This is a genomic window from Burkholderia sp. GbtcB21, from assembly GCF_019091065.1.
Taxonomy (GTDB): Bacteria; Pseudomonadota; Gammaproteobacteria; order Burkholderiales; family Burkholderiaceae; genus Burkholderia; species Burkholderia pyrrocinia_C.
In genome coordinates this window covers 150,954-163,464 of the sequence record NZ_JAGXKA010000001.1, presented here as the reverse complement: position 1 = coordinate 163,464, position 12,511 = coordinate 150,954, and the positions used below count along the sequence as shown (strand labels likewise).

General features: G+C 68.8%; 11 protein-coding genes. 8 read left to right on the top strand and 3 right to left on the bottom strand.

All coding sequences use genetic code 11. The features are described 5' to 3' along the window. Positions 1–5 precede the first annotated feature (5 nt). Positions 6–923 carry a LysR family transcriptional regulator gene (locus KVT39_RS00690; protein ID WP_217586952.1) on the bottom strand — a complete coding sequence of 306 codons (918 nt, stop codon included), beginning with the start codon at positions 921–923 and terminating at the stop codon, positions 6–8. A 305-nt stretch (positions 924–1,228) separates the two neighbouring features. Between KVT39_RS00690 and KVT39_RS00685 the strand changes: the two genes are divergently transcribed. From KVT39_RS00685 to KVT39_RS00650, 8 genes are all read left to right on the top strand, one after another. Next, the gene (locus KVT39_RS00685; protein ID WP_217586951.1) at positions 1,229–2,713 is read left to right on the top strand and encodes a PLP-dependent aminotransferase family protein; all 1,485 of its coding nucleotides are present in this window, start codon (positions 1,229–1,231) and stop codon (positions 2,711–2,713) included. A 94-nt stretch (positions 2,714–2,807) separates the two neighbouring features. Beyond that, positions 2,808–3,245 carry a carboxymuconolactone decarboxylase family protein gene (locus KVT39_RS00680; protein ID WP_034179644.1) on the top strand — a complete coding sequence of 146 codons (438 nt, stop codon included), beginning with the start codon at positions 2,808–2,810 and terminating at the stop codon, positions 3,243–3,245. Between the two features lie 10 nt (positions 3,246–3,255). Next, positions 3,256–3,675, top strand: a complete 420-nt coding sequence (locus KVT39_RS00675) for a cupin domain-containing protein (RefSeq protein ID WP_131948361.1) — start codon at positions 3,256–3,258, stop codon at positions 3,673–3,675. A gap of 367 nt (positions 3,676–4,042) precedes the next feature. After that, on the top strand, positions 4,043–4,741 hold the full coding sequence (locus tag KVT39_RS00670; protein ID WP_034179646.1) for a TetR/AcrR family transcriptional regulator: 699 nt from the start codon (positions 4,043–4,045) through the stop codon (positions 4,739–4,741). After that, positions 4,738–5,700, top strand: coding sequence for an HlyD family efflux transporter periplasmic adaptor subunit (locus KVT39_RS00665; protein ID WP_217586949.1), 963 nt, complete (start codon positions 4,738–4,740; stop codon positions 5,698–5,700). The genes KVT39_RS00670 and KVT39_RS00665 overlap by 4 nt, the downstream gene beginning before the upstream one ends. Then, on the top strand, positions 5,697–6,647 hold the full coding sequence (locus KVT39_RS00660) for an ABC transporter ATP-binding protein (protein ID WP_217586947.1): 951 nt from the start codon (positions 5,697–5,699) through the stop codon (positions 6,645–6,647). The genes KVT39_RS00665 and KVT39_RS00660 overlap by 4 nt, the downstream gene beginning before the upstream one ends. Next, positions 6,644–7,798: an ABC transporter permease gene (locus tag KVT39_RS00655; RefSeq protein ID WP_131948358.1), complete on the top strand. Its 1,155-nt coding sequence runs from the start codon at positions 6,644–6,646 to the stop codon at positions 7,796–7,798. Before KVT39_RS00660 ends, KVT39_RS00655 begins: the two co-directional genes overlap by 4 nt. A 10-nt stretch (positions 7,799–7,808) precedes the next feature. After that, positions 7,809–9,299: an efflux transporter outer membrane subunit gene (locus tag KVT39_RS00650; RefSeq protein WP_217586945.1), complete on the top strand. Its 1,491-nt coding sequence runs from the start codon at positions 7,809–7,811 to the stop codon at positions 9,297–9,299. Between the two features lie 226 nt (positions 9,300–9,525). On the opposite strand, the gene KVT39_RS00645 is transcribed toward KVT39_RS00650, so the two are convergent. After that, on the bottom strand, positions 9,526–10,722 hold the full coding sequence (locus KVT39_RS00645; protein ID WP_034179651.1) for a porin: 1,197 nt from the start codon (positions 10,720–10,722) through the stop codon (positions 9,526–9,528). Positions 10,723–11,199: 477 nt separating this feature from the next. After that, positions 11,200–12,264 carry a phytoene/squalene synthase family protein gene (locus KVT39_RS00640; RefSeq protein ID WP_217586943.1) on the bottom strand — a complete coding sequence of 355 codons (1,065 nt, stop codon included), beginning with the start codon at positions 12,262–12,264 and terminating at the stop codon, positions 11,200–11,202. Positions 12,265–12,511: the final 247 nt, after the last annotated feature.

The following is a 12,511-nucleotide window of genomic DNA, read 5'->3' as shown; positions in this document are numbered from 1 at the left end:
CATGCTCAACCGGTCACGTCGATCCCGTCGAGCAGGCGCTGCGCGAGTCTGGGTTCGCGCAGTTGCTCGAGCCACCATTGCAGCGCGCGGCCGTCGCGATCGCCGTGCCATGCGACATACAGCACGTTCGGTTCGCGCGGGTTGGCCGTCTGTTTCTCGACGAGTTCGCCGCGCGCGAGCAGCGACGCCACGCGCCGGCGCGGCACCCAGCCGACGCCGAGCGCGTCGCGCTGCGCGAGGATCTTCGCGCGCATCGACGGCACCGCGAGCACGGCCTGTCCGCCAAGCAGGCCATACGCGCGGCCGGCCGCGCGCCGCGACGAGTCGGCGACGACGACCGCACGATGCGCGCCGATCGCGTCGCGCGTCAGCGCGTCGCTCGCGGATGCAAGCGGATGGCGCGGCGACACCGCGAACACCCACTCCATCGCACCCAGCTCGAACCATTTGAAGCCGGGGATCGCCGGCGGCTCGTTGGTCGCGCCGACCACCAGATCCGCGCGACCGTCGCGCAGCGCTTCCCAGGTGCCGCCGAGCACCTCGTGCGTGAAGCGCAGCGACACGCCCGAATCGAGCGCGTCGAACGCGCGGACGGCCGGCAGCAGCGTGTCGAACTCCAGCACCTCGTCGCTGACGATCCATAGCCGGTCCTCCCAGCCGCTCGCGACCTGCCGCACGCGCTGGGTCAGCCGCGCGACGTCCAGCGCCAGCCGCGCCGCTTCGTCGGCCAGCAGTTGTCCGGCCGGCGTGAGCTGCAGGCGGTAGCCGCGCCGGTCGAACAGCAGCGCGTCGAAACGCGTCTCGAGCTGGCGCGCGGCGTGCGACACGGTCGACGGCGCCTTGCCGAGCCGCGCGGCGGCGCGCGACAGGCTGCCGGTCGCGCGGATCGCATCGAGCAGCGCAAGTTCGTCTTCGGACAGCATGGGGTCGCTCCGGTTCGGGGTGGGTCTGGGATTGTCGTGGCTCCCGTGGATCGTAAGGCAGCGGCGGGCGGCGGTCCAATCGGACGGCGTTCGATGTGGCGGATGGGCGGGCAGGTGTCGGGCGAACGTCGCTTCACTCGGTGTTCCGCTCGAATGGCCCGCCGGTTTCGCCGGTTTCGCACGCTCGATCGCCGCTCTCGCACCGCATCGGACACAACATCCCGCCAACCCGAATCCGCGCGCCGGCGGCATACTAGCGGCACACCGATTCCGGCAAAACAGCATCAATCGAGGTAACCACTGCGATGGACATCGCGATCCGCATCGAAGGCCGTCACGACCTGACGGGGCAAATCTTCCGGCAACTGCGCACCGCGATCGTCGACGGGCGCCTGGCAGGCGGCGCGCGGCTGCCGTCGACGCGCGATCTCGCGAAGCAGCTCGGCGTATCGCGCAAGACGACGCTCGACGCGTTCGAGCGTCTCGTCGCCGAGGGCTACCTGAATACGCGTGCCGGCGACGGCACGTTCGTCGCCGACGGCCTCGCGCGCGTGCCGCACGCCGCGGCCATGTCGGCGCCGTCGCTCGTCGAGGCCACGCCGCGCATCGACGCGGTCGACGCACGCGCGCTGTGGAACGACCTGCCCGACGCGCTCGCGATGCCCGCGCCGCAGGATTCGCCCGGCTTCGACTTCCGCGGCGGCGTGACCGACAAGACGCTGTTCCCGTTCGACGCGTGGCGGCGCTGCCTACACCATGCACTACGCCAGCAGGCGCGCGGCCCCGGCCAGTACCACGACCCGGCCGGCGATCCGCAGTTGCGCGGCGCGATCGCGCGCTACGTCGCGTTCAGCCGCGCGGTCGCTTGCAGCTGGGACGACGTGCTCGTCACGCAAGGCGCACAGCAGGCGCTCGACCTGCTCGCGCGCGTCGTCGTGCGGCCCGGCGACGTGGTCGCGGTCGAGGACCCGGGCTATCCGCCGGCACGCGCCGCGTTCGCGTCGCTCGGCGCGACGGTGATCGGCGTGCCGGTCGATGCGCACGGCCTCGTCACGGAACGGCTGCCCGACGAAGCGCGCCTCGTCTACGTGACGCCGTCGCACCAGTTCCCGCTCGGGATGCCGATGACGCTGGAGCGGCGCATCGCGCTGCTCGAATGGGCGCAGCGCCGCCGCGCGGTGATCATCGAGGACGACTACGACGGCGAGTTCCGCTTCGAAGGCCGGCCCGTGGAATCGCTGAAGAGCCTCGACCGCACGGGCCTCGTCGCGTACGTCGGCACGTTCTCGAAGACGATTTTTCCCGAACTGCGGATCGGCTACGCGATTCCGCCGCGTGCGCTGCGCGGCGCGCTCGCCAAGGCGAAGCAGATCGTCGACTGGCACACCTGCACGCTGACGCAGGCGGCACTCGCGCGCTTCATGCTCGAAGGCGATTTCGCGCGGCACCTGAAGCGCGTGCAGAAGCATTACGATGCGCGCCGCAAGATGCTGATCGCGCATCTGCGCGGCGAACTGGCGCCGTGGTTCGACGCGATCGTGCCGACCGCCGGCATCCACCTCGCCGCGCACCTGAAGCCGGGGCTCGACGAAGCGGCGCTGGTCCGCGCGGCGCGCGAGAAGGACATCGGCCTGTACGGGATCTCGGCGTTCCATGTCGGCGTGCCGGTCCGCGCGGGGCTGCTGTTCGGCTATGGCGGGATCGACGCGCTGCGCATCGATGCGGCGCTCGCGAAGCTGGCCGGGCTGCTGGGTTCGGGCAGTTTCGGTGTCCCGGCACTGGTTACCTGAATTTCCATAGAATTGGCTATTCAAGCAGGCCAATCCGGGTCTTAAAGTGGGTCCTGTCGCACCACCGTGCGCACCAACCGAAAAAGGACCTGCCATGCAACCGCGCCTGAACTTCTATACCGCCAGCCCGAATGCGATCAAGGTGATGCGCAACGCCGAGGACTTCATCGCGAAAAGCACGATCGAGAAGCCGCTCGCCGAACTCGTCCGCCTGCGCGCGTCGCAGATCAACGGCTGCGCGTTCTGCGTCGACATGCACACCAGCGACGCGCGCAAGGGCGGCGAAACCGACCGTCGTCTCGCGACCGTCGTCGTGTGGCGCGAAACGCCGTTCTTCACCGAGCGCGAGCGCGCGGCGCTGGAATGGACCGAGGCGCTGACGCTGGTGGCCAGCAATCACGTACCCGACGCCGTCTGGGAGGCCGTGAAGCCGCACTTCAGCGACGAGGAGCTGTTCGACCTGTCGATGCTGATCGCGACGATCAATACATGGAACCGCTTCGCGATCGCGTTCCGCAAGATGCCCGAGTAAGGGGACGACGATGATCCGCTCCACGCTCAAGCGAGCCGCCCTGTGCGCGGGGCTCGCTCTCGGCGCCGCGCTGCCGGCCGCCGCCCATGCGCACGACGCCGGCGACAACGTGCACGCGATCATGCAGCAGGCCGTGCCCGAAGCGCCGGGCAAGCTCGTCGTCGTCGCGACCGTCGACTATGCGCCCGGCCAGGCTTCCGACGCGCACCGGCACCTCGGCTCGGTGTTCGCGGTCGTGTCGAAAGGCGAAGTGCTGTCGCAGGTGAACGGCGGCCCGCTGCATCGCTACCGAGCCGGCGAAGGCTGGTACGAGGCGCCCGGCTCGCGTCACCAGGTGTCGCGCAACGCGAGTGCGACCGAGCCCGCGCAGCTCGTCGTGTTCGGTCTGACCGGCGAACACGAGCCGCTGAAGTCGCCGATCGATCAGTGACGACGTTTCGGGGGCGCGTGCCGTTGCGGTCCGTGCCTCCGTTTCGCGACCGGTTTTCCTTCCGGTTCCGTGCAGTTTCTCTGCCTTCTCCGCCGCTTATCGCTGTTTCCCCTCCGCTGTTTCCCCTCCGCTGTTTCCCCTCCGCTGTTTCCCCTCCGCTGTTTCCCCTCCGCTGTTCCCCCCGCCGTTTCCCCTCGCCATTTCCCCATTAGCCGCTCCCTACACTCCGCCGCCGGCACACGGCCTTCGGCCGCACGCGCTGCTTTCCCGCTCGTCCGCGCCGCCATTCGACGCGCGTCTGATCTCGATCAACGCCGGCGAAAACCCTTCCTTGAAATTAACTAACTCATCAATTAGCGTCGTCTGCATGAACGCGAAATCCACTGTCGCCAGGCCGCGCGGGCGCCGCCCGTCGGTGGACGATTTCGACCTGCGCGACCACATGCTCGACGTCGCGATGCAGTTGTTCGCCGAGCACGGCATCGCCGCGACGACGGTCGCGCAGATCGCCGCCGCCGCCGGCGTCACGTCCGCGATGGTCCACTACTACTTCACGAACCGCGAGCAGTTGCTCGACGCGATCGTCGAGGAACGGCTCGCGCAGGTCATCGCGTTCGTGTGGCGGCCGACCGAGCCGCAGATCGAGAACGATCCGTTCGCGCTCGTCGCCGAACTCGTCGACCGCTTCTTCGACGTCACGCATCGCATGCCGTGGCTGCCGTCGATCTGGCTGCGCGAGATCGTCCATGAAGGCGGGCTGCTGCGCGAGCGGATGGTCCGGCGCATTCCGCTCGAGCATGTCGGGCGTTTCGCCGAACGCATCCGTGCCGCGCAGCAGGCCGGCACGCTGAACCCCGCGCTGGAACCCGCGTTCCTGTTCCATTCGATCATCGCGCTCGTGATGCTGCCGCTCGCGACCGCGAAGCTGTGGCAAAGCGCACGCGGCCTGCCGCCGATCGATCGCGACGTGCTGCACCGGCACGTCCGCGCGCTGCTCGGTTCCGGCCTGCGGCCGCCGGCCGCCGCTCCGCGTGCGCGGACGCGCTCGCCGCGGAGGCCGTCGTGAACGCGGCCCGCGCGCTGCCGCTCGCGCTCGCCACCGTCGCGCTGCTCGCCGGTTGCGGACGGTCGACGGACAATGGCGCGACCTACCAGGGTTATGTCGAAGGCGAATTCGTGTACCTGTCGTCGTCGCAATCGGGCACGCTGACGCAGTTGTCGGTCGCACGCGGCCAGGCCGTCGCCGCCGGCACGCCCGCGTTCTCGCTCGAAGCCGCGAACGAAACGGCCGCGCTGCTGCAGGCACAGCATCAGCTCGCCGCGGCGCGTGCGCAGCTCGCCGACCTGCAGACCGGCAAGCGTCCGCCGGAAGTCGCCGTCACGCAGGCGCAGCTCGTGCAGGCCACCGCGCAGGCCGCACGGGCCGCCGCGCAACTCGCGCGCGACGAACGCCAGTACGCGGCCGGCGGCCTGTCGAAGCAGCAGCTCGACGATTCGCGCACGTCCGCGCAAACCACCGCCGCGCAGATGCACGAACTGCAGATGCAGGTCGACGTCGCGCGCCTGCCGGGCCGCGCGCAGCAGGTCGCCGCGCAGGCCGCCCAGGTCGACGCCGCGCAGGCCGCAGTAGCCGAAGCGCAATGGAAGCTCGACCAGAAGCGCGTCGCCGCACCCGCCGCCGGACGCGTGTACGACACGCTGTACCGCGTCGGCGAATGGGTGCAGGCCGGCAATCCGGTCGTGCAGATGCTGCCGCCGCAGAACCTGAAGGTGCGCTTCTTCGTGCCGGAAGCCGCCATCGCATCGCTCGCGCCGGGGCACGCGGTCGCGATCCGCTGCGACGGCTGCGCGGCCGACGTGCCTGCGCGCATCACCTACGTGTCGAGCGAGGCCGAATACACGCCGCCCGTGATCTACAGCAACGAGAGCCGGACCAAGCTCGTGTTCATGATCGAGGCGCGCCCCGCCGTCGCCGACGCGTCGAAGCTGCATCCGGGCCAGCCCGTCGCCGTGAGGGTGCAATGAACGCGCCGGCCGCTCCGTACGCGATCGACGTCGATCGCCTGAACAAGCGCTTCGGCGACAAGCACGTCGTGAAGGACGTCTCGCTGCGCGTCGCGCGCGGCGAGATCTTCGGCTTTCTCGGGCCGAACGGCAGCGGCAAGACGACCTCGATCCGAATGATGTGCGGCCTGCTCACGCCCGACTCGGGCAGCGGCACCTGCCTCGGCTACGACATCGTGCGCGACAGCGCGCAGATCAAGCGGCACGTCGGCTACATGACGCAGCGCTTCTCGTACTGGGAAGACCTGTCGATCCGCGAGAATCTCGATTTCGTCGCGCGCGTGTACGGGATGCCCGACCGCAAGGCGGCCGTCGCGCGCGCGCTCGACGGGCTCGGCCTCGCGAGCCGCGCGGACCAGCTCACGGGCGCACTGTCGGGCGGCTGGAAACAGCGCCTCGCGCTGGCCGCGTGCATGCTGCACGAACCCGAACTGCTGCTGCTCGACGAGCCGACCGCCGGCGTCGATCCGGCCGCGCGCCGCGACTTCTGGGAGGAACTGCACCGGCTGGCCGCGCAAGGGATTTCAGTGCTCGTCAGCACGCACTACATGGACGAAGCCGAGCGCTGCCACAAGCTCGCGTATATCGCGTCCGGCGAACTGCTTGCGCAAGGCACGTCGGCGGAGATCGTCGCATCGCAGCACCTGTCGACCCGCACGATCACCGGCGAGCACCTGACCGAACTGTCCGCGCGGCTGCGCACGATGCCGGGCGTCGATCAAACCGTCGTGTTCGGTTCCGCGCTGCACGTGAGCGGCCGCGATCGCGCCGCGCTCGACGCGACGCTCGCGAGGGTCGCGAGCGACGATGCGTCGCTGCAGGTCGCACCGATCGACACCGGGCTCGAGGACGTCTTCATCTACATGATGGGCCGCGCATCCGGGCCGCCCGGCGGAGCATCGTCATGAACGCGTGGGCGGGCCTGCGCGAATCGTTCTCGGTCGCGCGCTGGTGGAGCATCGTGCTGAAGGAATTCCTGCAGTTGCGCCGCGACCGCGTGACGTTCGCGATGATCGTCGGCGTGCCGATCATCCAGCTCGCGCTGTTCGGCTTCGCGATCAACACCGATCCGAAGCACCTGCCGACCGCGGTGATCGTCGCCGATTCGAGCCCGTTCGCGCGCAGCTTCATCGCCGCGATGCGCAATTCCGCGTACTTCGACATCGTCGAGACGCTGCCCGACGAAGCGGCCGGCCGGCATGCGCTCGCCCGCGGCGACGTGCAGTTCGTGCTGAGCGTGCCGGCCGATTTCTCGCGGCGGCTGCTGCGCGGCGAGCGTCCGTCGCTGCTCGTCGAGGCGGACGCGACCGACCCCGTCGCAACCGCGTCGGCGATCGGCGCGCTGCCGGGCCTCGTGCAGCCCGTCGCGAACAAGGACCTGACGGGGCCGCTCGCGCACCTGAACGGCCGCCCGGCCGCGTTCGACGTCGTGCTGCACCGGCTGTACAACCCGGAAGGGATCACGCAGTACAACGTCGTGCCGGGCCTGATGGGCGTGATCCTGACGATGACGATGGTGATGATGACGGGCCTCGCGATCACGCGCGAACGCGAGCGCGGCACGATGGAGAACCTGCTCGCGACGCCCGTGCGGCCGCTCGAGGTGATGACGGGCAAGATCGTCCCTTATGTGTTCATCGGGCTGATCCAGGTGTCGATCATCCTCGTCGCGGCGCGGTTCGTGTTCGTCGTGCCGTTCGTCGGCGGCGTGTTCGCGATCTACCTGTCCGCGCTGCTGTTCATCGCCGCGAACCTGACGGTCGGCATCACGCTTTCATCGCTCGCGCAGAACCAGTTGCAGGCGATGCAGCTCGCCGTGTTCTATTTCCTGCCGAACATCCTGCTGTCCGGTTTCATGTTCCCGTTCGCCGGGATGCCGAAGTGGGCGCAGTTCATCGGCAACCTGCTGCCGCTCACCTACTTCAACCGCCTCGTGCGCGGCATCCTGCTGAAGGGCAACGGCTGGGCCGACCTGTGGCCGTCCGTGTGGCCGGTCGCGCTGTTCACCGTCGTCGTGATGAGCATCGCGCTGCGCTTCTACCGGCGCACGCTCGATTAGGTGCCGCACGATGAAACCGGCTTCGCATCGCGCCTCCCTCGCTGCCCGCGGCTTTACGCTGGCCGCCGCTGCGCTGCTCGTCGCCGGTTGCGCGGTCGGGCCGGATTTCCGCATGCCGGACGCGCCGGCCACGCAGCAATACACGCGCGATAAACCGCCCGTCACGACGGCGGCCGCCGGCGGCCCGGCCGGCGGCGCGCAGACGTTCGCATCGGCCGCGCACACGCCGCAACGCTGGTGGACGCAATTCGGTTCGGAACCGCTGAATCGGCTCGTCGACACCGCGTGGAAAAACAGCCCCACGCTCGCCGAGGCCCGCGCGCGGCTCGACGAAGCGCGGCAGAACCACGCGGCCGAAGCCGGCGCGACGATGCTGCCGCGTGTCGACGCGAACCTGTCCGCCACGCGCGAGAAGGTCGACATCGCCGCGTTCGGGCTGCCGGGCAACGTGCCGAATCCGGGGCCGTTCACGCTGTACGACGCGTCGGTCAGCGTGTCGTACGTGCTCGACGCGTTCGGCGGCAACCGGCGCGCGCTCGAAGCGCTGCGCGCGCAGGTCGACTATCAGGCGTACACGCTCGACGCCGCACGCTTGACGCTCGCGGGCAACGTCGTCGCCACCGCGATCCTGCGCGCGTCGCTCGCGCAGCAGGTCGCGCTCACGCAGCAGCTGGTCGACGCGCAGGCACGGCAGTTGCGCATCGTCGAAGCGCGCTTCGCGGCGGGCGGCGTGTCGCAGGCCGACGTGCATGCGCAACGCGCGCTGCTCGCGCAGACGCAGGCATCGCTGCCGCCGCTCGCAGCCCGCCTCGCGCAGGCCGGCCACCGGCTCGCGATCCTGCTCGGCGCGCCGCCGTCCAGCGTCATGCTGCCCGACCTCGCGCTCGATGCACTCGTGCTGCCGCGCACGCTGCCCGTCACGCTGCCGTCGACGCTCGCGCGCGAACGGCCCGACATCCGCGCGGCGGAAGCCGTGCTGCACCAGGCGAGCGCGAACGTCGGCGTCGCCACAGCGAACCTGTATCCGCGTTTTTCGATTTCGGCGGGGATCGGCTCGGAGCGCACGCGCATCGCGGATATCGTGAGCGGGTTGAATGTGTGGAACGTCGGCCTAGGTCTGACGCAACCGCTCTTTCACGGCGGCGAGCTGCGCGCGAAGAAACGTGCGGCCGTAGCGGCGTACGACGCCGCGTTCGCGAGCTATCGGGAAACCGTGCTGCAGGCGCTTCAGCAGGTAGCCGACGCGATGCGCGCGGTCGAGCACGATGCGACCGAGCTGCAGGCGCGGGACACGGCCGTGCAGGAAGCGGCGGCACGCAACGCGATTGCCGGCGACCGTTACGCGGCGGGCGGGATCAGCACGTTCGACCTGCTCGACGCGCAGCGGCAGACGCTGCAGACGGCGCTCGACCGCACTCGCGCGCAGGCCGATCGGCTTGCCGATACGGCGGCGCTGTTTCAGGCGCTGGCGGGAAGCTGGATGGATGATGCGGCGAAGTGACCGGCAGGATGGCGTTGGCACCGGCCGAACACCGCCGGTCTGCACGCCATGCACCGCGTGAGCGGTGCGCTTGTCGAGCTCGGCTTCCGTCGCCGCCCGCTTCCGTTCGATGCCGCCTATGACGGAACCCGCAATAAACACAACGCGCGCCGCCAATAAAAAAACCGGCCCGAAGGCCGGCTTTTCATACCGCGTGCCGTAAGCGGCGCTCGCGCGCCGCGCGACATCAGAAGCGGTGGATCAGGCCGACGCCTGCAGCGATCTGGTTCTGCTTCGAACCTGCGCCCACGCCGTCGCCGATCGAGGTCGTTGCTGCCTGGATGCCGCCAGCCTTGTTCAGCGTGTTGCCGGTCGAGTGCTGGTAAGCCTCAACTGCATACAGGCCCGTGCGCTTCGACAGGCTGTAGTACTGCGACAGCGTGACCTGGTGGTACTTGGCCGCGCTCGAGATGCCGTTCGACTGCGTTGCCGCCGTGTACGAGTAGCCTGCCGCGAAGTCCCACTGCGGCGCTGCCTTCCAGTGCAGCACGGCGCCTGCCGTGTTGAAGATCGCCGTGTTGCGGAACGCCGAACCGACTCCCGGCACGTACTGGACGTTCGTGTACGACACGGACACGTCCCATGCCGGCGTGAACTGGTAGCCGGCCGTCACACCGAGGCGCTGCTGCGTTTGCGCCGTTTGGTAGCCGCTGTTAATCGACGACACGGCCGGCTGGCCGCCGCTCGTGACCGTCGAATTGTCACCCCACACGCCGCCGCCGAGCGTCGAGTTGTTGACCTTCTGGAAGCCGACCGCGATGCCTGCCGGGCCGTTCAGGTACTGGATCGCCGCGCTCCACGTCGAGCCGCGGTTGAAGCTGCCTGCCACGCCGCCGAGCGAATACGAACCGCCGACCGTGAAGCCGTAGAACTTCGGCGACATGTAGACGAGCGAGTTGTTCGCGCGGTAGCTGGTGTCCAGCGAATCGATATCGCCCGGGTGCGCGCCGTAATAACCGGTCAGCCAGGTCGTCGGGCTATACGGCGACAGCAGCGTGTAGTACGCGGTGTACTGGCGGCCCGCCGTCAGCGTACCGTACGCTGCGTTGGACAGACCGACCCACGCCTGACGCGTGAAGATGCCGTTGGCCCACTGCGACGAGCCGTTGTTCGCGTTGAAGCCGGCTTCCAACTGGAAAATCGCCTTCGTGCCGCCGCCGAGATCTTCGCTGCCCTTCAGGCCGAAGCGGCTGCCTGCCCAAATGCCGGTGGCCATCTGCACCTTCGAGTGACCACCCGTGGTCGCGCCGACTGCCGACGAGTTGTTCTGCCAAGCGATGGCGTTATCGACGATACCGTACAGGGTCACGCTGCTCTGGGCGTGGGCGGCGGTAGCGGCTGCAAGGCCCGCTGCCGTCATGGCGAAAGCGACGCGCTTTTTCATTGATTCTCCGTCCTCAAAGAATGATTTCTTTTCTGGTGTGGTTTTATGACTGACACATGTGCGAGTACATGCCGGGGCAATTCTGACGGATTACCGATTATTTCCCAACACGCGCAGTCGGTCATCGTATGATCGACGCAACGCGCGGGTTCACCAAGCAGTTACATAACACCTGAAAACGCTTACGCGGCGGGCATTTCCGGCATTTCCCGGTGAAAACCCTAGCTTTACATTTTTACGGGTGCAACGCGACCGCCCCATGTCGTCAGACGCCTTCGGCAAAAATCATCTTACAAATGCGCGATCGCAGCTGACACCGCGATTCACGCCGCCGCGCAGGATCGCTGACGTTCATGACAGCCACATTTCGAGAAACGAAATCATGAAAACGTTTCAGTCCGCGCGCGGGAGATCGGACGGGAGCGGCCCGGCGAACGCGGGCCGAAGGACGATGCCGGCGCGGTGCGCCGGTGACATTCAACGCAATGCCGGCAAGGCAAGCTGCGCGTTCACCGCATCGGCGAGCGCGGTCATCCGCGCACGGATCGCCGTGTTCGAACCGACCAGCACGAGCGACGACGCCATGATCCGGTAGATGCGTTTTCTCGGCACCTTGGCCGGCTTCGCCGGGTCGAGCCACGCATCGTGGCCGGCCAGCAGTTCGAGCGTTTCGAGGCCGATCATGATCGGCCACAGGCACGCGAGCCGCAGCCGCACGAAGCGGCGCGGAATCGCGAGCGTATACAGGCATGCATCGCGATACTGGTCGAGCGTGATGCGCAGCAGGTCGACCAGCACGCCGCGCGCGCGCGCCGACGCGTCGGGCTGCATCAGGTCGGCAACACCGAGCCCGTGCGTGCGCAGCACGTCGTCGGGCAGGTAGCAGCGGCCGATGCGCAGGTCCTTCGCGCAGTCGCGCAGGATGTTGGTCATCTGCAGCGCCTTGCCGAAGCGGATGCCCTTCTCGCGCATGCCCGGCAAATCCCAGCCGCGCGCGGCACGCGTGTGCGCGCCCGTCATGTCGGTCCAGAACTCGCCCACGCAGCCCGCGACGAGGTACGTATAGCGGTCGAGCATGTCGCGTGTCGGCAGCGACGCGACCTGCCCCGACTGTTCGTCCGGGAACGTGCGCAGGTCGAATTCCATGCCCGAAGTCAGCGTCGCGACGACCTTGCGGATCGATGCGCGGTCGGCGTCCGGCTGCGCGCGCAGCAGCGCGAGCATCGGCTCCATCGAGCCGAGCAGCACGTGCTCGTGCGAATCCGTCTGCATCCGCGTCACGTCGTCGAGCGAACGCGACAGCGCCGCGCCGTCGCCGAGCCGCTCGACCTCGTCGCGCAGGTCGGTCAGCAACGCCGCCCGGCGATCGGGCGCGACGAGCGCGGTATCGGCAATCGTGTCGGCCGCGCGCGCGAGCAGGTACGCGAGCCCGACCGGGTCGCGCATGCCGTCGGGCAGCACGCGCAGCGTCAGGTAGAAGGAGCGGGAAACGTTCTTCAGCAGGTCGCCGAGCAGGTAGGCGGAATCGGTTCGGGTCGTCATGGGTCGGGAAAAATCGGCCGGCGCGGGCCCCGGACGCACACGGGCGCCGGGCGCCCGCGCCGGCCCGCGAGTCGCCGCATCGTCGCGCCGCGCGGGCGTCGGCCCGGGCGCTGCGATGCAAAATTCCCGCAAGTTTAGTGCATCCGGCGCGCGGCCTGCCTGCGACGGCCGGAATGCGGCACGCACATCGATGCTGCGCCGCTCCCCGCCGCCGTCATCGCACCTCCGAACAAAACGGAAAGGCCGG

Excerpts from the sequence above, each read along its gene's own strand:
- KVT39_RS00690 (WP_217586952.1), bottom strand. The coding sequence starts at position 923 with ATGCTGTCCGAAGACGAACTTGCGCTGCTCGATGCGATCCGCGCGACC.
- KVT39_RS00685 (WP_217586951.1), top strand. The coding sequence starts at position 1,229 with ATGGACATCGCGATCCGCATCGAAGGCCGTCACGACCTGACGGGGCAA.
- KVT39_RS00680 (WP_034179644.1), top strand. The coding sequence starts at position 2,808 with ATGCAACCGCGCCTGAACTTCTATACCGCCAGCCCGAATGCGATCAAG.
- KVT39_RS00675 (WP_131948361.1), top strand. The coding sequence starts at position 3,256 with ATGATCCGCTCCACGCTCAAGCGAGCCGCCCTGTGCGCGGGGCTCGCT.
- KVT39_RS00670 (WP_034179646.1), top strand. The coding sequence starts at position 4,043 with ATGAACGCGAAATCCACTGTCGCCAGGCCGCGCGGGCGCCGCCCGTCG.
- KVT39_RS00660 (WP_217586947.1), top strand. The coding sequence starts at position 5,697 with ATGAACGCGCCGGCCGCTCCGTACGCGATCGACGTCGATCGCCTGAAC.
- KVT39_RS00655 (WP_131948358.1), top strand. The coding sequence starts at position 6,644 with ATGAACGCGTGGGCGGGCCTGCGCGAATCGTTCTCGGTCGCGCGCTGG.
- KVT39_RS00650 (WP_217586945.1), top strand. The coding sequence starts at position 7,809 with ATGAAACCGGCTTCGCATCGCGCCTCCCTCGCTGCCCGCGGCTTTACG.
- KVT39_RS00645 (WP_034179651.1), bottom strand. The coding sequence starts at position 10,722 with ATGAAAAAGCGCGTCGCTTTCGCCATGACGGCAGCGGGCCTTGCAGCC.
- KVT39_RS00640 (WP_217586943.1), bottom strand. The coding sequence starts at position 12,264 with ATGACGACCCGAACCGATTCCGCCTACCTGCTCGGCGACCTGCTGAAG.